A 19,909-nucleotide genomic window follows, 5' to 3' on the forward strand; every position below is an offset into this window, starting at 1 on the left:
TCCCTTGATCCGCCGGTCCGCCCTCGACGCCCTTCCCGTACGCGATGCCGTGCCCGCGCTCGTCTCGGCGCTGGACGGCCACGGCACGGCCGTGCTCTGCGCCCCGCCCGGCACAGGCAAGACCACGCTGGTACCGCTGGTGCTGGCGGGGCTGGTGGGTGGCGGGCCCCGGCGGCGGGTCGTGGTGGCCGAACCGCGCCGGATCGCCGCCCGGGCGGCGGCACGGCGGATGGCGTGGCTGCTGGGCGAGCCGGTGGGCGGCTCCGTGGGCTTCACGGTGCGCGGGGAGCGGGTGGCGGGCCACTCGACGGTGGTGGAGGTGGTCACCACCGGCGTGCTGCTGCAGCGGCTCCAGCGGGACCAGGAGCTGTCCGGCGTGGACCTGGTGGTCCTGGACGAGTGCCACGAGCGGCACCTGGACGCCGACACCGTCGCCGCCTTCCTCCTGGACGTACGGGAAACCCTGCGCCCGGAGCTGCGGCTGGTGGCGGCTTCGGCGACGACCGACGCGGCGGGCTGGTCCCGGCTGCTGGGGGACGCGCCGGTGGTGGAGGCCGCGGGGGTCTCGTACCCCGTGGAGACGGTGTGGGCGCCGCCGGCCCGGCCGGTGAAGCCCCCGCACGGCATGCGGGTGGATCCGGCGCAGCTGGCGCACGTGGCCTCGGTGGTGCGGCGGGCGCTGGCGGAACGTTCCGGCGACGTCCTGTGCTTCCTGCCCGGCGTCGGGGAGATCGCCCGGGTCGCCGGGCAGCTGGGCGGCGTGGACGCGGAGGTCCTCCAGGTGCACGGGCGGGCGGCGGCCGCGGTGCAGGAAGCGGCGCTGACGGCGTCGGACCACCGCCGGGTGATCCTGGCGACGGCCGTCGCGGAGTCGAGCCTGACCGTGCCCGGGGTGCGCGTGGTGGTGGACTCCGGACTGGCCCGCGAACCGCGGGTGGACCATGCGCGCGGGCTGGGCGCGCTGGCGACCGTACGGGCCTCGCGCGCGGCCGGGCGCCAGCGGGCGGGCCGGGCCGGGCGCGAGGCGCCGGGTGCGGTGTACCGCTGCTGGACGGAGGCGGAGGACATCCGCCTCCCCGCCTTCCCGGCGCCTGAGATCCGTATCGCGGACCTGGCGCAGTTCGCGCTGCAGGCGGCGTGCTGGGGCGATCCGGACGCGGTCGGCCTGGCGCTGCTGGACCCGCCGCCGGCCGGGGCGATGGCCGCGGCGCGGGAGGTGCTGGTGGCGGTCGGCGCGGTCGACGCGTCGGGGCGGCCCACCGCGCGCGGGCTGCGGATGGCCCGGCTGGGCCTGCACCCGCGGCTGGCGCGGGCCCTGCTGGACGGCGCCGCGGCCGTCGGGGCACGGCGCGCGGCGGAGGTGGTGGCGCTGCTGAGCGAGGAGCCGCCGCGGGAGTACGGGGACGATCTGGCCGCGGCCTGGCGGACCGCCCGCCGGGGCGGCGACGCCTACGCGTCCCGCTGGCGCGCGGAGGCCACCCGTCTGGAGCGCGCCCTCGCCCCTGCGGGGCGCACCTCCGGAACCGGGACCGGGGCTGCGACCGCCCCGCCGGCGATGGAGGCGCCGGGCGCGGGGCGGAGTCCCGACGACGCCGCCGCCGGCCTGATCGCAGCCCTGGCCTTCCCCGAGCGGGTCGCCCGCGCCAAGGGGGCGGGGGCGTTCCTCATGGCCTCCGGGACCGGGGCGGAGCTCGGTGAGGGCTCGGGCCTGCGCGACGCGCCGTGGCTGGCCGTGGCCGTCGCCGACAGGCCCCCGCACGCCGCCTCCGCGAGGATCCGGCTCGCCGCCGTCATCGACGAGGACACCGCGCTGGCCGCCGCCGCCCATCTGCGGACCGAGGGGGACGAGGTGCGCTGGGAGGGCGGGGACCTCGTCGCCCGCTCGGCGCACCGGCTCGGGGCCATCGAGCTCGCCGCCCGCCCTCTGCGCGACCCCGGCCCGGCCCTCGTACGGGCCGCCCTGCTCGACGGGCTCCGCGCGGAGGGGCTCGGCCTGCTGCGCTGGTCCGCGGACGCGGAAGGGCTGCGGGCCCGGCTGGGGTTCCTGCACCGGACGCTCGGCGGCGCCTGGCCCGATGTGGCGGACGACGGAGCCCTGCTGGACCGTGCCGACGACTGGCTGGAGCCCGAGCTGTCGCGGGCCCGGCGCCGGGCGGACCTGGGGCGGATCGACGCGGGTCAGGCCCTGCGGCGGCTTCTGCCCTGGGCCACCGGTGAGGCCGCCCGGCTGGACGAGCTGGCTCCGGAACGGCTCGAGGTGCCCAGCGGATCGCGGATCCGGGTCGACTACTCGGCGGAGCACGGGCAGCCGGTGCTGGCCGTCAAACTCCAGGAGCTGTTCGGGCTGGCCGAGACCCCCAGGGTGGCGGGGGTGCCCGTACTCGTCCACCTGCTGTCGCCCGCCGGCCGGCCCGCCGCGGTCACCGCCGACCTCGCCTCGTTCTGGCAGGGCGGCTACCGGGCCGTCCGCGCCGAGCTGCGCGGCCGCTACCCCAAGCACCCGTGGCCCGAGGACCCGGCCACCGCCGAGCCCACCCGGCACACCACCGCGCGGCTCAGGCGCTGAGCTCCTCCCGCGGGCCCCGCCGGCTCCTCGCCTCCAGCCACAGCGCGAGCCCGAGGAAGAGCAGCGCGCCGGCGGCCAGGCCGATCGGGGCGTAGGTGTGCAGGGCGAGGACCTTCGTACGGTTGGAGGCGACCAGGTCGAGCGTGTACCGGGCGTAGTCCTCGCGCATCTTCACGTGCCCGGCGAAGGCGGTGAGCTTGCCGTCGGGGCCGCCCGCCGCGATCCCGCCGCGCATCTCCTGCCTGATCTCCTGCTCGGCGTTGACGGGGGCCCCGGTGACCGGGTCCACCCAGAACATCGCCTTCGTCGTGTACCAGAGGGTGGTGCCGGTGGTCTCCTCGATCGTCGCCGGGTCGATGCCCTCGATCGGCATCTTCTTCGGCATGGAGACCTTGGTCCACGGGACGGTCTGCTCGAAGTAGTAGACCTCCATGCCCCGGTACCTGCGCGGGCCGACGTAGTGGATCGGCGAGGAGGTGCGGGTCTGCGCGTCGAAGTACAGGTAGTCGCGCGGCTCGGTGAAGAACGGCCACTTGAACTCGATGCCCTCGCGTTTGACCGCGTCCCCGTCGACCATCTCGCCGGTGGCGTGCACCGGGTCCTGGGTGTGGGCGTCGAAGATGTAGCGCTCGGGGATCTGGGAGACCATCTTCCCCTCGGGGTCCATGATGTGCGTCAGCGTGTCCCAGACGACGACGTCCTTGCCGGCGCTGGCCTCGATCTCCTTCGAGGCCTCGACGTTGCCCTTGAGGGTCTGGACGATGGTGACCTTGTCGACCTTCTTGGGCTGCATGCCGTTGAAGTAGTCGAGGAGGGTCGCGTCCTTCGCCTCCAGGACCATCTCCTGGTACTGGTTCGGCGGGATCTTGGCGAGCCGCGGGTACGCGTACCAGCGCAGCAGGGGTGAGAGCGCCGCGCAGAACACGGCGAGGGCCAGCAGGACAAGGCTCGCTCTGCGTCGCATGGCCGGGCCCTCCTCTACTTTCCGGGCGCGGGGGGCGCGGTGGTGAGCAGGGGCTTGGGGGAGGTCTTGCCTTCGGGCGCCCCGAGCGCCGTGACGGCGAGGACGAGGAGCACCGCGAGGACGAGCCCGCTGGCGGCGGCGATGAATGCGCGCATGCCGGGCCTCCGGAATCTGATAGGGCGTCAGGGCGGAGGCACCGTAGCAACGCGGGGGCCAGATGAGAACCGTCTGGCGCCCCGGCCTGGAAGGTTCGCGCGGGCGGGGCGGACGTCGGCCGCACGGGGGACTGGTCTGAACTACCTATAGTCAGCGCGTCATGACGGAGCGTGAGGTCACTTCCGTCCCCGGCCGGTCATGCTCCTCCCGGGATCGCGGCGCGGTCCCCATGACCTCGAGGAGCACGCAGATGAGTCCCGAGAAGAGAACGGGGGCGCGGCTGGGGCCGCGGTCCCGTCGAGGCAGATGGATGGCCGGCGGCGCGGTCGCCTCGCTCGCCCTGATCCTGGCATCCGGGTTGATGACCGTCGCGAACGCGTCGGCGGCCCAGGAGGCCGGCGGCCGCGTCAGCCTGTCCGGCCCCGCGGGCGGCGGCGACAAGGGCGACAAGTGCGAGAAGGGCCCTCGCACCGACATGGTCAAGGGCGACTGCAAGAGGGGACCGCGCGGTCCGCAGGGCCGCCCCGGGCCCAGTGGCCCGCCCGGTCCTCCCGGCCCCAGCGGTCCGCCCGGCGAGATCGGCCCCAGCGGCCCGCCCGGACCGTCCGGTGCCGCCGGGCCTTCGGGTCCCGCCGGGCCTTCGGGTCCGCCCGGGCCTTCCGGCTCTGCCGGGCCCTCGGGCCCTCCCGGGCCCACGGTCAACATCGCCGCGAGCGTCCAGGCCAACAACGACCAGGCCATCCCCACCAACACCCTCACCAAGATCCTCTTCGACACGGTCGTGTACGACACGGACTCGATGTTCGACTCGATGAACTCGACGCTGGTGGTCCACACCCCCGGGCGCTACCTCGTCTCGGGCCGGATCCTGCTGGCGTACACCCCGCACCCGACGGCGGACCGGAGCCTGCAGATCCAGGTCAACAACAACCTGACCGCGCTCGACGTGCAGGACACCGCGGCCCTCCCCGCCACCGGGGCCGCCTCGCAGACGGTGTCCATGATCCGGCAGCTGAACGCCGGTGACGTGATCTCCCTGCACGCGTTCCAGCGCACCGGCAACCCGGCCAACTCCGACGCGCTGTTCGGGGCCAACGCCGTGGGCGTGGCTCCGCAGCTCCAGGCGGAGCTCCTCGTTCCGGCGCCGTAGCCCGCGCCGGTCGTCACCCCCACGGGCTCCGCGACGGCCCGCCGGTCCTCCGGCGGGCCGTCGCCGCGCGCTACGGAGTCGCCTCCGGCGTGGGGGACGGGGCCGGTGCGCCCGGCGCCGAGGCCGAGGCGGAGGCGGAGGCGGAGGCGGAGGCGGAGGCGGAGGCGGACGGCTCGGGTGCGGGCTTCGCGGTCGCGGTGGCCGTCGCGGTCGGACTCGGACTCGGCGCACGCGTCGGGGTGGGGGTCGGGGTGGGCGTCGGCGAAGGGGAGGGCGTCGGCTCCGGGTCCGGAGTCGGAGTGGGGGTCGGGGTCGGGGTCGGGGTGGGCGTCGGGCTGGGTGTGGGGGTCGGCTTCGGGTCCGGGGTCGGCGTCGGGCTGGGCGTGGGCGTCGGCTTCGGATCCGGAGTCGGGGTCGGGGTCGGCGAAGGGGTGGGCTTCGGGGTCGGGGGCGGCGTCGGCTTCGGCGTCGGCGTCGGCTTCGGCGGGGTCGTCGCCGGTGCGGGTGTGCCGGTCGCGTCCGGGACCTCGTGCGTGCCCTTGAGGTAGTACGTGAACCAGGACCGCACCGTCCGCAGGTACGCCGTGGAGTGGTTGTACGAGAGCACGGCCCGGTCCAGGTCCGCCTCCACCCGCAGGTCCCGGGTGCCCGCGCACAGGTACCGCCCGGCCGCGAGGGCCGCGTCGTACACATTGTTCGGGTCGCGCCGGCCGTCCCCGTCCGCGTCCTGCCCCCACGCCGCCCACGTGGAGGGGATGAACTGCATCGGGCCGACCGCCCGGTCGTAGCGGGCGTCCCCGTCGTACGCCCCGCCATCCGTGTCCCGGATGTTCGCGAAGCCGTTGCCGTCGAGCACGGGGCCGAGGATCGGCCGCAGCGTGGTGCCGGACGCGTCCACCTGACCGCCGCGCGCCTGCCCCGACTCGACCTTGCCGATCGCCGCGAGCAGCTGCCAGCGCAGCCCGCAGCGGGCGTCGCTCTCCCCCACCGCCTTCTCCGCCCGCAGGTACGCGGCGAGCACGCTCGCGGGTATCCCCTGCGCGCCCTCGCCCGCGCCCACGGCCACGGCCGCGCCCCCGGCGGCGGGGACCGTCCCGGCCGCCGCCTCCTCGGCGGGGGCGGCCGGCGGCTGTCCGTCCGGCAGCACCACGGCGGGCGGTCCGGGGCTCACGAGCGGCGGGAGTTCGGTGAAATAGGAGCCGTCGCCTCCGGTCGTGCTGTCCGGGAGGGGCTGTACGGCGCCCTCCCCGGCCGCGGAGGTCCGCTCCTCCCGGCCGCCGGCCGGCCCCTGGGAAGCGGTCACCGCGGCGACCACCAGCGCGGAGACCAGGGCTGCCGCGGCGCCCCTGCGCAGCCTGCGTCCGAATATTCGAGCCGACATGAGCCGGACCCCTCCCCCTCGACGTCCGCGTGACCCTACGTCAACTCCCTGCACAGGGCACGCACAGCGGGGTGGAATTCACCACATCCCCACGTCCCGGGCAGGTCGCGCATACTGGCCGGACCGAGAAGACCCAGGAGAGGTGCCATGCCGTTCACGCTCAGCCATGCGGCCGCCGTCCTTCCGGCCGTCCGCCGTACCGGGCGGGCGCGGGGGCCGCTGGTCGCCTCGGCGCTGGTCCTGGGATCGTTCGCGCCGGACACGTTCTACTTCGCCGACGCGGTCGTCGAAGGGGTCATGCCGTACGGGGCGTTCACGCACTCCCTGCCGGGCGTGCTCACCGCGGACGCCGCGCTGACGGCCGCCCTCGTCGCGTTCTGGCTGCTGCTGCGCGAGCCGCTCATCGCGCTCCTGCCGCGTGCCTGGCGGGGCCGGGTGCACGCGTTCGCGCGCGGTGAGCGGTGGCGGGGGCGCCGAATGCTCCCGCTCGCCCTCTGGTTCTACCTCTCGGCGGTCGCCGGGTCCCTCACGCACGTGGTGTGAGACAGCTTCACGCACCTGGACCGCTGGGGGACGAACGCCCTGCCCGCGCTCGGTGAGCCCCTCGCCTTCGGCCTGCCGCTCTACTCGTACCTCCAGTACGGGAGTTCGGCGGTCGCCGCCTGCGCGATCGGCTGGTTCGCGGCGACCGCGCTGCGCCGGCTGCCGCCCTGCCCGGTCCCCGCGTCCGTACCGGTGCTGACCCGCGCCGAGGTCCACTGCGCGCTGTCCCTGCTGGTGGTGTGCGTGGCGGCGGGGGTCACGGTGCGCGTGATCCGCTTCTACACCTTCTTCGACCGGATCCGTACGCCGCTCGACATCATCCCCACGGTCTGCTTCGGGGCGGGCGGCGGCCTCACCGTGGCCCTGCTGCTGTACGGGGTCCTCGTACGGGTCCGGCACCGCGGCGACCGCACCGGTCCCCCGGCCCGCCAGGACGCGCGAACGCCCGTCCCCACCGCGTAGCGGGGACGGGCGCCCGAAGACCGGCCGGGCCGGGCGGGTCAGTGCGCGGCGGACTCCCAGTCGGAGCCGACGCCCACGGACACGTCCAGCGGGGCGCGGAGCTCGACGGCGGCGCCCATCTCGCGGCGCACCAGCTCCTCCACCCGCTCCCGCTCGCCCGGGGCGATCTCCAGCACGATTTCGTCGTGGACCTGGAGCAGCATCCGCGACTTCAGCCCGGCCTGCGCGACCGCCTTGTCCACGCGCAGCATCGCGACCTTGACGATGTCGGCGGCGGTGCCCTGGATCGGGGCGTTGAGCGCCATCCGCTCGGCGGCCTCGCGGCGCTGGCGGTTGTCGCTGCCCAGGTCGGGCAGGTAGCGGCGGCGGCCGAAGACCGTCGCCGTGTAGCCGGTGGCGCGGGCCTCGTCCACGACGCGCCCGAGGTAGTCGCGGACCCCGCCGAACCGCTCGAAGAAGGTATCCATCAGCCCGCGCGCCTCGGCGGGCTCGATGTTCAGCTGCTGGGCGAGCCCGAAGGCGGACAGCCCGTACGCGAGCCCGTACGACATGGCCTTGATCTTGCGGCGCATCTCGGCGTCGACCTGCGACCGCTCCACGCCGAACACCTGGGAGGCGACGGTGGTGTGCAGGTCCTCACCCGACAGGAACGCCTCGATCAGGCCCTCGTCCTCGGAGAGGTGGGCCATCACCCGCAGCTCGATCTGGCTGTAGTCGGCGGTCATCAGCGACTCGAAGCCCTCGCCGACGACAAAACCGCGGCGGATCGCACGGCCCTCGTCGGTGCGCACCGGCACGTTCTGCAGGTTGGGGTCGGTCGAGGACAGCCGGCCGGTCGCGGCGACGGTCTGGCTGAAGCTGGTGTGCACCCGGCCGTCGGCGGCGATGGTCTTGACCAGGCCCTCGACGGTGACGCGCAGCTTGGCCTGCTCCCGGTGACGCAGCATGATCACCGGCAGTTCGTGGTCGGTCTGCGTGGCCAGCCAGGCCAGCGCGTCCGCGTCCGTGGTGTAGCCGGTCTTGGTCTTCTTCGTCTTGGGCAGGTCCAGCTCGCCGAAGAAGACCTCCTGGAGCTGCTTGGGCGAGCCGAGGTTGAACTCGTGGCCGACCGCCGCGTGCGCCTCCTTCACCGCCTGCTGCACCGCTCCGGCGAACTGCTGCTCCATGGCCTCCAGGTGGTCGCGGTCGGCGGCGATGCCGAACCGCTCCATCCGGGCCAGCAGCTCGGACGTCGGCAGCTCCATGTCGTGGAACAGCCCGACCGCTCCCACCTCGGCGAGCTTGCCGGTGAAGGCCTCGCCCAGGTCCAGGACGGCGCGGGCCTGCGCCATCAGCGCCTCCGCCTCGGCGGTCTCGTCGGCACCGAAGGCCAGCTGCCCGTCGGCCGCGGCCGGCGCCAGCTCCCGGTGCAGGTACTCGTTGGACAGCACGTCCAGGGCGAAGGAGCGGCGGCCAGGCTTGACCAGGTAGGCGGCGAGCGCGGTGTCCATGGTGACGCCGGCCAGGCTCCAGCCGTGCTCGGGGAAGACCCGCATCAGACCCTTGGCGTTGTGCACCACCTTCGGCTTCGCCGCGTCCGCCGCCCAGGCCGCGAAGGCCCGGTCGTCGGCCTCGTCCAGCCCGGACGGCTCGAACCAGGCCGCCGCCCCGTCGGCCGCGGCCAGCGCGATCTCGCTGACGTTGCCCTGCCCCAGCGCCCAGCTGTCCACGGTGGAGATGCCCAGCGGTACGCCCGCACGGGCCTCCAGCCACGGCGCGAGCTCGCCCGCGCCCAGCACGCTCCCGTCCAGCTCCACCCCGGCCGCGGCCGGAGCGGGGGCCTGCTCCTCGGCCGCGCCCGGGTCCACGGCCAGCAGCCGCTCCCGCAGCGAGGCGTTGCGGATCTCCAGCACGTCCAGCACGCCGGTCAGCGCGGACCGGTCGTACGGCACGCGGGCCAGGTCGGCCGGGGTCTTGGGCAGCTCCACGTCCTTGACCATCTCGGTCAGGACCCGGTTGAGCTTGACGGCCTCCAGGTGGTCCCGGAAGTTCTGCCCGGCCTTGCCCTTGACCTCCTCGGCACGCTCGACGAGCTCCGCGAACGACCCGAACTGGGTGATCCACTTGGCAGCGGTCTTCTCACCGACGCCCGGGATGCCCGGCAGGTTGTCGGACGGGTCTCCGCGCAGCGCCGCGAAGTCCGGATACTGCTGGGGCGTGAGGCCGTACTTCTCCTCGACCTTCTCCGGCGTGAACCGGGTCAGCTCGGAGACGCCCTTGGTCGGGTACAGCACGGTGGTGTGCTCGGAGACCAGCTGGAAGGAGTCCCGGTCACCGGTGACGATCAGCACGTCGAAGCCCAGCGCCTCCGCCTGCGTCGCCAGCGTCGCGATCACGTCGTCGGCCTCGAAGCCGTCGACGGCGAACCGCGGCACGTGCATCGCGTCGAGCAGCTCGCCGATCAGCTCGACCTGCCCCTTGAACTCGTCGGGGGTCTTGGAGCGGTTCGCCTTGTACTCGGGGAACTCCGTCGAGCGCCACGTCTTGCGCGATACGTCGAACGCCACCGCGAAGTGCGTGGGCGCCTCGTCGCGCAGCGTGTTCGCCAGCATCGACGCGAAGCCGTAGATGGCGTTGGTCGGCTGGCCGGTCGCGGTCGTGAAGTTCTCCGCGGGCAGCGCGAAGAACGCCCGGTACGCCAGGGAGTGCCCGTCCATGAGCATCAGGCGGGGGCGGTCCGCTGCGGTCGTCTGGTCCGTCTTCTTCGATGCTGTCTCTGCCACGCCCCCGATCCTAGGCGCCCCCACCGACAATTCCGGCCCGCCGCCTCCCCCGGCGCATCCGCCCCACCGGACGCTCCGGCGCACACGCCCACGGCACCGTGTGCACCAGACCACCCTCCCCTCGTTCCGTGGTCCGTGCAAGGATCGAAGGACGCGGCCACCCGTGCTGCATCCGTACGTACGCTCGAAGGGGAGCGCCATGGCCACCAAGCCGCCCGCAGGTGATCCGGTCCAGGACGCACCGCAGGTCGCGCCGCCCCTGCACGCGGCCGCGGGTCTCCCCGCCATCGGCCACACCCTGAAGATCGCGCAGCAGCAGATGGGGCTGGCCCGTACCGCCCGCACCCTGCTCAAGGTCAACCAGAAGGACGGCTTCGACTGCCCCGGCTGCGCCTGGCCCGAGGGGGGCAAGCGGCACACCGCCGAATTCTGCGAGAACGGCGCCAAGGCCGTCGCGGAGGAGGCCACGCTGCGCCGGGTCACCCCGGAGTTCTTCGCCACGCACCCGCTCGCCGACCTGGAGACCCGCTCCGGCTACTGGCTGGGGCAGCAGGGCCGCATCACGCAGCCGATGTACCTCGCCGAAGGCGCCGACCGGTACGAGCCGGTCGGCTGGGAGCGGGCCTTCGCGATCATCGCGGAGGAGCTGCGCGCCCTCGCCTCCCCCGACGAGGCCCTCTTCTACACCTCGGGCCGCACCAGCAACGAGGCCGCGTTCCTCTTCCAGCTCTTCGCCCGCGAGTTCGGCACCAACAACCTGCCCGACTGCTCCAACATGTGCCACGAGTCCTCGGGCTCCGCGCTCAACGAGACCATAGGCATCGGCAAGGGCAGCGTCTCCCTCGAAGACCTCCACCAGGCCGAGCTGATCATCGTGGCCGGGCAGAACCCGGGCACCAACCACCCGCGCATGCTCTCCGCACTGGAGCAGGCCAAGGCCTCCGGCGCGAAGATCATCTCGGTGAACCCGCTGCCCGAAGCCGGAATGGAGCGGTTCAAGAACCCCCAGACCCCCCTCGGCATGCTCCGGGGCACGGCCCTCAACGACCTCTTCCTGCAGATCCGCATAGGCGGCGACCAGGCCCTCTTCCGCCTCCTGAACAAACTCGTCATCGAGGCGGACGGCGCCACCGACGAGGCCTTCATCCGCGAACACACCCACGGCTACGAGGAGTTCGCCGCCGCCGCCAAGGAGGCGGACTGGGCCGAGACCCTCACCGCCACCGGCCTGACGCGGCCCGAGATCGAGCGCGCCCTCGCCATGATCCTGGCCTCCCGGCGCACCATCGTCTGCTGGGCCATGGGCCTGACCCAGCACAAGCACGCCGTCGCCACCATCCGCGAGGTCGTCAACCTGCTCCTGCTGCGCGGCGACATCGGCCGCCCCGGCGCGGGCGTCTGCCCCGTCCGCGGCCACTCCAACGTCCAGGGCGACCGCACCATGGGGATCTTCGAGCGGCCCGCACCCGCCTTCCTCGACGCCCTCGACCGCGAGTTCGCGATCACCTCGCCCCGCCACCACGGCTTCGACGTCGTCCGCTCCATCCAGGCCCTGCGCGACGGCGAGGCCAAGGTCCTCTTCGCCATGGGCGGCAACTTCGTCGGCGCCACCCCCGACACCGGGGTCACCGAGGCCGCGATCCGCCGCGCCGCCCTGACCGTGCACGTCTCCACCAAGCTCAACCGCTCCCACGCGGTCACCGGCAGGCGCGCGCTGATCCTGCCCACCCTCGGCCGGACCGACAAGGACGTCCAGGCCGGCGGAAAGCAGTTCGTGACCGTCGAGGACTCCATGGGCATGGTCCACGCCTCCCGCGGCAACCTCACCCCCGCGGGCCCGCACCTGCTCTCCGAGCCGGCCATCGTGGCCCGCATGGCCCGCGCCGTGCTCGGGGAGGCCTCCGCGACCCCGTGGGAGGAGTTCGAGCGGGACTACGCCGCCATCCGCGACCGGATCTCCCGGGTGGTCCCCGGCTTCGAGGACTTCAACGCCCGCGCGGCCCGCCCGGACGGCTTCCGGCTCCCGCACGCCCCGCGCGACGAGCGCCGCTTCCCCACGAAGACCGGCAAGGCCAACTTCACCGCCGCGCCGGTGGAGTACCCCGAGGTCCCCGCGGGCCGGCTGCTCCTGCAGACCCTGCGCAGCCACGACCAGTACAACACCACGATCTACGGGCTCGACGACCGCTACCGCGGGATCACCGGCGGCCGCCGCGTCGTGCTGGTCAACCCCGAGGACGCCGCCGAGCTGGGCCTGGCCGACGGCGCCTACACGGACCTGGTCGGCGAGTGGAAGGACGGCGTCGAGCGGCGCGCCCCGGGCTTCCGCGTCGTGCACTACCCGACGGCCCGCGGTTGCGCGGCCGCGTACTACCCCGAGACGAACGTGCTGGTCCCGCTCGACTCCACCGCGGACACCAGCAACACCCCGGCGAGCAAGTCCGTCGTCATCCGCTTCGAACCGGCCTGATAGAACGACCTCAGGACAAGATGGTTAACGATCGTTGACGAACGGAGCCGGCCCATGGGCGAGCAGCACGCAGTGAAGTTCCCGCAGGAAGTCCTCGACGAGTACGCGGCCCTGGGCATCGACCTGCCCTCGCTCTTCTCGGCGGGCCACCTCGGCGAGCGCATGGACATCAGGATCCTGGAGGCCTCGGCCGAGCGCGTCGTGGCCACGATGCCCGTCGAGGGCAACACCCAGCCGTACGGGCTGCTGCACGGCGGGGCCTCCGCCGTGCTCGCCGAGACCCTCGGCTCCGTCGGCGCCATGATGCACGGCGGCATCACCAAGATCGCCGTCGGCGTGGACCTGAACTGCACCCACCACCGCGGAGTGCGCTCCGGCCTGGTCACCGGCGTCGCCACCCCCGTGCACCGGGGCCGCTCCACCACCACCTACGAGATCGTGATCAGCGACGAGCAGGACCGGCGCGTGTGCACCGCCCGCCTCACCTGCCTGCTGCGCGACGCCGACCCGGCCGGCGGCCAGGCCCCCTCCGGAGCCTGACCCCGGCCACCGGCCGCCGCCACCCGGCCGCGCCCGGCCACGCCCGGCCGCGCCCACGGACCCTCCGCAGGCCCGGACCCCCGCCCCCACGGGCGGCAGGTCCGGGCCTGCGCCCGTTGCCCCGCGCCCCCGACGGCCCCCGACGGCCCGGCACCCGCCCGGAATCCGCCAGTCCACACCTGCTCCACCCTCATCTGTTGTGTCACCAATGGTGACCGCCTACCTTCCCCTCATGGGGACCCCGCCACGCTCCACGGTCCGGTACGCCGCCACCACCCTCCTCGCGGCGCTCACCCTGACCGGCACCCTGACCGGATGCACACCTTCCACCCCGCCCCCCACGGCAGCCCCGCCGAGCCCCGCACCCGACGCCTCCTCGCCCGCGCAGATCTGCACCAGCCTGGTGTCGTACTGGGCGAAGGAGACCCTCCTGGGCACCAAGTGGTCCGGTCTGGACTGGGAGCAGAAGGGGCTGTCCAACGACCAGTACGCGATCCACGAGGACGCCGTGGCCGCAGGCCGCGCCGAGGAGCGAACTGCCGGTCGGGACAAGGCACTTGAGCTGATCGACCGGTTCGTGGCGCAGCGCTGCGCCGAGCAGGACGGTGCGACGCGGAGCTCCGAGAACTGGCGCCCTCCGACGTGACCCGGGTCACCGCATTCCCGGGCGCGCTGTCCGGCTTCCGGGCACCGGGAGCGGTTTCGCCGAACCGCAGGTGAAGGCCCGTTTCGACTCCGGACCAAGATCGATCCAACCCTAGTGGATCACCGCAATCGATCACGCTCCGTAATGACCATGCCGTATCGAATCCCCCTTTTCCCCTGGGAATGGCCACCCACTGGATTCCTTCGGACACGCGCTGCCACATTCGGCCGAATTTGATCTAAGACAGGTGCATGAAGGCCTCAAGCCCCTTAGGGGAGCAGGTGTTTCTCAGGATGCGGACATTCCACGACGCCGGTAAATGCCCGTTCTGTCCACACTCCCACCACGCATTCTTGGCCTTGGCATAACAAGAGCGTCACATCCTCCTTTCTCCGCTCCCCGTGTTCGCCACCTCGGGCCTAGAGTCACGGCCAGTCACCGCGCCGCTGGGCGCGACCAGCACGGCCGCTGTACATCCCAGTGCGGCCCGGCGACCGAACGGCACCTCACAGAGGGAGCCGCGCCAGGGAAAGGAAGAATCGTGCGACACCGTTCTTTGCTCGTCCTCACCACCGTGATCACCACGGGAGCACTGACCCTCACCGCCTGCGGATCGCGCGACGAGGCGAAGCCCGGGGACACGTCCGACGGCAAGAAGACCGTCGTCGTCATCGGCGTGGACGCTCCCCTCACCGGCTCGCTCTCCGCCCTCGGCCAGGGCATCAAGAACTCCGTCGACCTCGCCGCCAAGACGGCCAACAAGAACAACGAGGTCCCCGGAATCGAGTTCAAGGTCGAGGCCCTCGACGACCAGGCGGTCCCCGCCTCCGGTCAGGCCAACGCCACCAAGCTCGTCGGCAACAAGGAAGTCCTCGGTGTCGTCGGCCCCCTGAACTCCGGTGTCGCCCAGCAGATGCAGGGCGTCTTCGCCTCGGCGAACCTGGCCCAGGTCTCCCCGGCCAACACCAACCCCTCGCTCAGCCAGGGCGACAACTGGGGCAAGGGCGAATTCAAGCGCCCCTTCCCGACGTACTTCCGCACCGCCGCCACCGACGTGGTCCAGGGCAAGTTCGCCGCCCAGTACCTCTTCAAGGACGCCGGCAAGAAGAAGGTCTTCGTCGTCGACGACAAGCAGACCTACGGCGCCGGCCTGGCCGCCATCTTCTCCGACGAGTTCAAGAAGCTCGGCGGCGAGGTCGTCGGCACCGACCACGTCACCGTGAAGGAGACCGACTTCTCCTCCACCGCCGACAAGGTCAAGTCCTCCGGCGCCGACTCCGTCTACTTCGGCGGCCAGTACCCCGAGGGCGGCCTGCTCGCCGACCAGATCAAGAAGACCGGCGCCAACATCCCCCTCATGGGCGGCGACGGCATCCAGGACCCCGCCTTCATCAGCGCCTCCGGCGAGGCCAACGAGGGTGACCTCTCCACCTCCATCGGCTACCCCGTCGAGAAGCTCCCCACGGCCAAGCAGTTCATCGAGGACTACAAGGCCGCCGGCTACAAGGACCCGTACGCCGCCTACGGTGGCTACTCCTACGACGCCGGCTGGGCCGTCATCCAGGCCGTCAAGGCCGCCGTCGCCGCCAACGGCGGCAAGCTGCCCACCGACGCCCGCGCCAAGGTCGTCGAGGCTCTCGGCAAGGTCTCCTTCGAGGGCGTGACCGGCAAGGTCGCCTTCGACCAGTACGGCGACACCACCAACAAGCAGCTCACGGTCTACAAGGTCGAGGGCGGCAAGTGGATCGACGTCAAGAGCGACACCTTCAACCAGTAAACCCCCCGTCCCGCTAGCCGGGACCCCGGACCGGTCCACACCGACGGCCCGACCCCCTCAAAGAAACCCACCGCGCGAGGGCGCAAACAGCGCCCTCGCGCGGAGTCTTATCCGACACGCTCATCGGAGGCCCTGCGGTGCACGAACTGCCGCAACAGCTGGCCAACGGCCTTGCCCTCGGTGCCCTTTATGGCCTCATAGCCATCGGGTACACCATGGTCTACGGCATCGTCCAGCTCATCAACTTCGCCCACGGCGAGATCTTCATGATCGGCGGCTTCGGCGCGCTCACCGCCTACGCCATCCTCCCGACCGGCACCTCCCTGCTGATCGCGATACCCATCATGATCGTCGGAGGCGCACTCGCCTCGGTCCTCGTCGCCACCGCAGCCGAACGCTTCGCCTACCGCCCCCTGCGCAGCGCACCAAGGCTCGCCCCGCTCATCACCGCAATCGGCCTCTCGATCGCGCTCCAGCAGCTTGTCTGGCAGTTCTACCCGGACGCCAAGAAGGCCGTCAGCTTCCCCGAGTTCAAGGGAGCAGCCTTCAAGATCACCGACAGCCTGGCCATCCAGCGCGCGGACCTCTTCGTCCTCATCCTCGCCCCGCTCTGCATGCTCGCCCTCGGCGTCTTCGTCTCCAAGAGCCGCAGCGGCCGCGCCATGCAGGCCACCGCGCAGGACCCCGACACCGCCAAGCTCATGGGCATCAACACCGACCGCATCATCGTCATGGCCTTCGCCATCGGTGCCGCGTTCGCAGCCGTCGCCGCCGTCGCCTACGGCCTCGACAAGGGCCAGATCAACTTCGAAATGGGCTTCATCCTCGGACTGAAGGCCTTCACCGCCGCAGTCCTCGGAGGCATCGGCAACATCTACGGCGCCATGGTCGGCGGCGTCGTCCTCGGACTCGCCGAAGCCCTCTCGATCGCCTACATCGAAGAGATCCCCGGCATGCAGCAGCTCGGCGGTGGAGCCTGGTCCAACGTCTGGGCGTTCGTACTCCTCATCGTCGTCCTCCTCGTGCGGCCCCAAGGCCTGCTCGGCGAGCGCGTCGCGGATCGGGCGTGAGAACCATGACCACCAACACCACCCCGCAGACCGCCGTCGCCAAGCAGGGCCCCGCCCCCGCCGCACTCCTCTACGCGGTCATCGGCGGCAGCCTCCTGACCGTCGTCAGCGCCTTCCTCGCCTGGACCTGGACCGCCGAATTCCCCGGCGACCTCACGTACTACGGCAGCCCGGCGCCCATCCAGTTCCTCAGCCTCGTCGCCGGACTCCTCACCGCCGCCTTCGCGCTCTCCGCGCTCGGCGTCAAGGGCCTGCACTGGCTCACCCCCACCGGCGCCCGCAAGCCCGTCTGGATCCTCGCGCTCGGCACCTTCGCCGGCACCTGGTTCACGGTCATCTCCATCGCCGTGGTCCTCGGCGGCTTCGTCCACCTGGAACCCGGCGCCTACGTCGCCCTCGCCGGCTCGCTCATCCCGGCCCTCGCCGCGTACAAGCTCCCCGACGACAGCCACAAGGCGGCTCCCGCCAAGCAGCTGCCCTCCTGGGCCGAAATCCTCCTCATCACCGGAGTCTTCGCCCTCGGCCTCTACGTCATCACCTTCGGCATCGACACCGATGACAAAGAACCGCAGCTCTTCGTCACCTACCTGATCATCGTCGGCTTCGCCGCCTTCGCCCTGCTCAAGGCCGGCCTCTTCGACCGCCTCGGCACCCTCACCGCGAAGCACCGCCAGGTCACCCTCCTCGGCACCGCCGCGGCCGCGATCGCCTTCCCCTTCATCCAGCAGAGCGGCGACACCTACACGCTCATCGCGGTCAACATCCTGATCTTCGCGACCGTCGCCCTCGGCCTCAACGTCGTCGTCGGCCTCGCCGGCCTCCTCGACCTCGGCTACGTCGCCTTCCTCGGCGTCGGCGCCTACGCAGCCGCACTGGTCTCCGGAAGCACCGCCTCCGCCTTCGACATCCACCTGCCCTTCTGGGCAGCGGTCCTCGTCGGCGCCCTCGCCTCCCTCATCTTCGGCGTGGTCATCGGCGCACCCACCCTGCGCCTGCGCGGCGACTACCTCGCCATCGTCACCCTCGGCTTCGGAGAAATCTTCCGCATCGCCATGGGCAACCTCGACGGCACCTCCGGCCCCGACATCACCAACGGACCCAACGGCATCCCCAACATCCCCCACCTCGAACTCTTCGGGTGGAACTTCGGGGAATCCCACAACGTCCTCGGCATCACCCTCGGCGCCTACGCCAACTACTACTTCCTGATGCTGCTCGTCATGGCCCTGGTCGTCCTCGTGTTCGCCCGAGCCGGCAACAGCCGCATCGGCCGCGCCTGGGTCGCCATCCGCGAAGACGAGACCGCCGCCGAAGCCATGGGCATCAACGGCTTCAAGGTCAAGCTCATCGCCTTCGCCCTCGGAGCCACCCTCGCCGGCCTCGCCGGCACCGTCCAGGCACACGTCAACACCACGGTCGTCCCCGAGAACTACGTCTTCGCCGGACCCGTCCCGCCGAACTCCGCGTTCCTCCTCGCCGCCGTCATCCTCGGCGGCATGGGCACCATCCGCGGCCCCATCCTCGGCGCCGCACTCCTCTTCCTCATCCCGGCGAAGCTGGCCTTCCTCCAGGACTACCAGCTCCTCGCCTTCGGCATCGCCCTCATCCTGCTCATGCGCTTCCGCCCCGAAGGCCTCATCGCCAACAAGCGGGCGCAGCTCGAGTACCACGACGACACCGCTGACCAGGCCCCCACGGACCTGGCCACCGCCAAGGCGGGGGCGTGAACGACATGACCACCACAGACACCACCACCACGACCACCGTGCTCGAAGCCAGCGGCGTCACCATGCGCTTCGGCGGCCTCACCGCCGTCAAGGGCGTCGACCTCAAGGTCAACGCAGGCGAAATCGTCGGCCTCATCGGCCCCAACGGCGCCGGCAAGACCACCTTCTTCAACTGCCTCACCGGGCTCTACGTCCCCACCGAAGGCACCGTCACCTACAAGGGCACCGTCCTGCCGCCCACACCCCACAAGGTCACCGCAGCAGGCGTCGCCCGCACCTTCCAGAACATCCGGCTCTTCCACAACATGACCGTGCTGGAAAACGTCCTCGTCGGACGCCACACCCGCACCAAGGAAGGCCTCTGGTCCGCCCTCCTGCGCGGCCCCGGCTTCAAAAAGGCCGAAGCCGCCAGCGAAGCACGCGCCATGGAACTCCTCGAGTTCATCGGCCTCCAGCACAAGGCCCAGCACCTCGCCAAGAACCTCCCCTACGGCGAACAGCGCAAGCTCGAAATCGCCCGCGCCCTCGCCAGCGACCCCGGCCTCATCCTCCTGGACGAGCCCACCGCCGGCATGAACCCGCAGGAAACCCGAGCGGCCGAAGAACTCATCTTCGCCATCCGCGACAAGGGCATCGCCGTCCTCGTCATCGAGCACGACATGCGCTTCATCTTCAACCTCTGCGACCGCGTCGCCTGCCTCGTCCAAGGCGAAAAGCTCATCGAAGGCACCGCCGCGGAAGTCCAGGGCGACGAACGCGTCATCGCCGCCTACCTCGGCACCCCCTTCGAAGGCGCCCCCGGCGACGAAGAAGTAGCCGAAGTCGAAGCCGCCGAAGCCCACGCGGAAGCCGAAGCCGCAGAAGCCGCAGCCGACGCCGCCCCAGCCGACGCCGGCCCCGCGGACAGCACCACCAGCACGGAAGGAGAGGCCAAATGACCGCACTGCTCAAGGTCGAAGACCTCAAAGTCGCCTACGGCAAGATCGAAGCCGTCAAGGGAATCTCCTTCGAAGTCAACGAAGGCGAAATCGTCTGCCTCGTCGGCACCAACGGCGCCGGCAAGACCACCACCCTGCGCACCCTCTCCGGGCTCCTCAAGCCCACCTCGGGCAGCATCACCTTCGACGGCCACCCCCTCGTCGGCGTCCCCGCCCACCGCATCGTCTCCATGAAGCTGGCCCACTCCCCCGAGGGACGCCACATCTTCCCCCGGCTGACGATCGCCGAAAACCTCCAGCTCGGCGCCTTCCTGCGCACCGACAAAGAAGGCATCGAGAAGGACATCCAGCGCGCCTACGACCTCTTCCCCATCCTGGGAGAGCGCCGCAAGCAGGCCGCCGGCACCCTCTCCGGCGGCGAACAGCAGATGCTCGCCATGGGCCGCGCCCTCATGTGCCAGCCCAAACTGCTCATGCTGGACGAGCCCTCCATGGGCCTCTCCCCCCTCATGATGCAGAAGATCATGGCGACCATCGCCGAACTCAAGGCCACCGGCACCACCATCCTGCTCGTCGAGCAGAACGCCCAGGCCGCCCTCTCGCTCGCCGACCAGGCGCACGTGATGGAAATCGGCAAGATCGTGCTCTCCGGCACCGGCCAGGACCTCCTCCACAACGAGGACGTCCGCAAGGCCTACCTCGGCGAGGACTGACCACACACGTGTGAGGCCCGCCTCCCCTCGGGCTTCCGTTCTAG

The 19,909-nt window shown here is 71.8% G+C and carries 14 protein-coding genes and 1 pseudogene; 11 read left to right on the forward strand and 4 right to left on the reverse strand.

Going from position 1 to position 19,909, the window contains the following annotated elements:
- The first annotated feature begins 4 nt into the window (after nt 1-4).
- Nucleotides 5-2,566 carry an ATP-dependent helicase HrpB gene (gene hrpB / locus ACTVZO_RS11335; protein ID WP_443298257.1) on the forward strand — a complete coding sequence of 854 codons (2,562 nt, stop codon included), beginning with the start codon at nt 5-7 and terminating at the stop codon, nt 2,564-2,566.
- Here hrpB and ACTVZO_RS11340 read toward each other — a convergent pair.
- Together ACTVZO_RS11340 and ACTVZO_RS11345 are read right to left on the reverse strand one after the other, a co-directional pair.
- The gene (locus ACTVZO_RS11340; RefSeq protein ID WP_443298258.1) at nt 2,556-3,530 is read right to left on the reverse strand and encodes a DUF3068 domain-containing protein; all 975 of its coding nucleotides are present in this window, start codon (nt 3,528-3,530) and stop codon (nt 2,556-2,558) included. The genes hrpB and ACTVZO_RS11340 overlap by 11 nt on opposite strands.
- A gap of 14 nt (nt 3,531-3,544) precedes the next feature.
- A complete protein-coding gene (locus ACTVZO_RS11345; protein ID WP_361751780.1) occupies nt 3,545-3,685 on the reverse strand; it encodes an SPW_0924 family protein in 141 nt (46 codons plus the stop codon).
- Nucleotides 3,686-3,936: 251 nt separating this feature from the next.
- Between ACTVZO_RS11345 and ACTVZO_RS11350 the strand changes: the two genes are divergently transcribed.
- A complete protein-coding gene (locus tag ACTVZO_RS11350) occupies nt 3,937-4,836 on the forward strand; it encodes a hypothetical protein (RefSeq protein WP_443298259.1) in 900 nt (299 codons plus the stop codon).
- 70 nt (nt 4,837-4,906) lie between these two features.
- Here the strand turns inward: ACTVZO_RS11350 and ACTVZO_RS11355 are convergent, their stop codons facing one another.
- Entirely contained in the window at nt 4,907-6,217 is a 1,311-nt protein-coding gene (locus tag ACTVZO_RS11355) for a lytic transglycosylase domain-containing protein (RefSeq protein WP_443298260.1), read from the reverse strand.
- A 147-nt stretch (nt 6,218-6,364) separates the two neighbouring features.
- Here ACTVZO_RS11355 and ACTVZO_RS11360 point away from each other — a divergent pair.
- Nucleotides 6,365-7,222: pseudogene (locus ACTVZO_RS11360) on the forward strand (DUF4184 family protein).
- 38 nt (nt 7,223-7,260) lie between these two features.
- Here the strand turns inward: ACTVZO_RS11360 and polA are convergent.
- On the reverse strand, nt 7,261-9,984 hold the full coding sequence (gene polA, locus ACTVZO_RS11365; protein ID WP_443298261.1) for a DNA polymerase I: 2,724 nt from the start codon (nt 9,982-9,984) through the stop codon (nt 7,261-7,263).
- A 199-nt stretch (nt 9,985-10,183) separates the two neighbouring features.
- On the opposite strand from polA, the gene ACTVZO_RS11370 reads away from it, so the two are divergent.
- From ACTVZO_RS11370 to ACTVZO_RS11405, 8 genes are all read left to right on the forward strand, one after another.
- On the forward strand, nt 10,184-12,454 hold the full coding sequence (locus tag ACTVZO_RS11370; RefSeq protein ID WP_443298262.1) for an FdhF/YdeP family oxidoreductase: 2,271 nt from the start codon (nt 10,184-10,186) through the stop codon (nt 12,452-12,454).
- Between the two features lie 54 nt (nt 12,455-12,508).
- Entirely contained in the window at nt 12,509-12,994 is a 486-nt protein-coding gene (locus ACTVZO_RS11375; protein WP_443298263.1) for a PaaI family thioesterase, read from the forward strand.
- Nucleotides 12,995-13,226: 232 nt separating this feature from the next.
- Nucleotides 13,227-13,640 (forward strand): hypothetical protein, encoded by a 414-nt coding sequence (locus ACTVZO_RS11380; RefSeq protein WP_443298264.1) that lies wholly within the window; start codon nt 13,227-13,229, stop codon nt 13,638-13,640.
- A 541-nt stretch (nt 13,641-14,181) separates the two neighbouring features.
- Entirely contained in the window at nt 14,182-15,417 is a 1,236-nt protein-coding gene (locus ACTVZO_RS11385; protein WP_443298265.1) for a branched-chain amino acid ABC transporter substrate-binding protein, read from the forward strand.
- A gap of 137 nt (nt 15,418-15,554) precedes the next feature.
- Nucleotides 15,555-16,487 carry a branched-chain amino acid ABC transporter permease gene (locus ACTVZO_RS11390; protein WP_443298266.1) on the forward strand — a complete coding sequence of 311 codons (933 nt, stop codon included), beginning with the start codon at nt 15,555-15,557 and terminating at the stop codon, nt 16,485-16,487.
- 5 nt (nt 16,488-16,492) lie between these two features.
- Nucleotides 16,493-18,214: a branched-chain amino acid ABC transporter permease gene (locus ACTVZO_RS11395; RefSeq protein WP_443303120.1), complete on the forward strand. Its 1,722-nt coding sequence runs from the start codon at nt 16,493-16,495 to the stop codon at nt 18,212-18,214.
- A gap of 5 nt (nt 18,215-18,219) precedes the next feature.
- A complete protein-coding gene (locus tag ACTVZO_RS11400; RefSeq protein ID WP_443303121.1) occupies nt 18,220-19,152 on the forward strand; it encodes an ABC transporter ATP-binding protein in 933 nt (310 codons plus the stop codon).
- Nucleotides 19,149-19,865 carry an ABC transporter ATP-binding protein gene (locus tag ACTVZO_RS11405; RefSeq protein WP_443298267.1) on the forward strand — a complete coding sequence of 239 codons (717 nt, stop codon included), beginning with the start codon at nt 19,149-19,151 and terminating at the stop codon, nt 19,863-19,865. Before ACTVZO_RS11400 ends, ACTVZO_RS11405 begins: the two co-directional genes overlap by 4 nt.
- Nucleotides 19,866-19,909 lie beyond the last annotated feature (44 nt).

Origin of the sequence: Streptomyces sp. IBSNAI002 (assembly GCF_052244475.1) — a bacterium.
Lineage (GTDB): Bacteria > Actinomycetota > Actinomycetes > Streptomycetales > Streptomycetaceae > Streptomyces.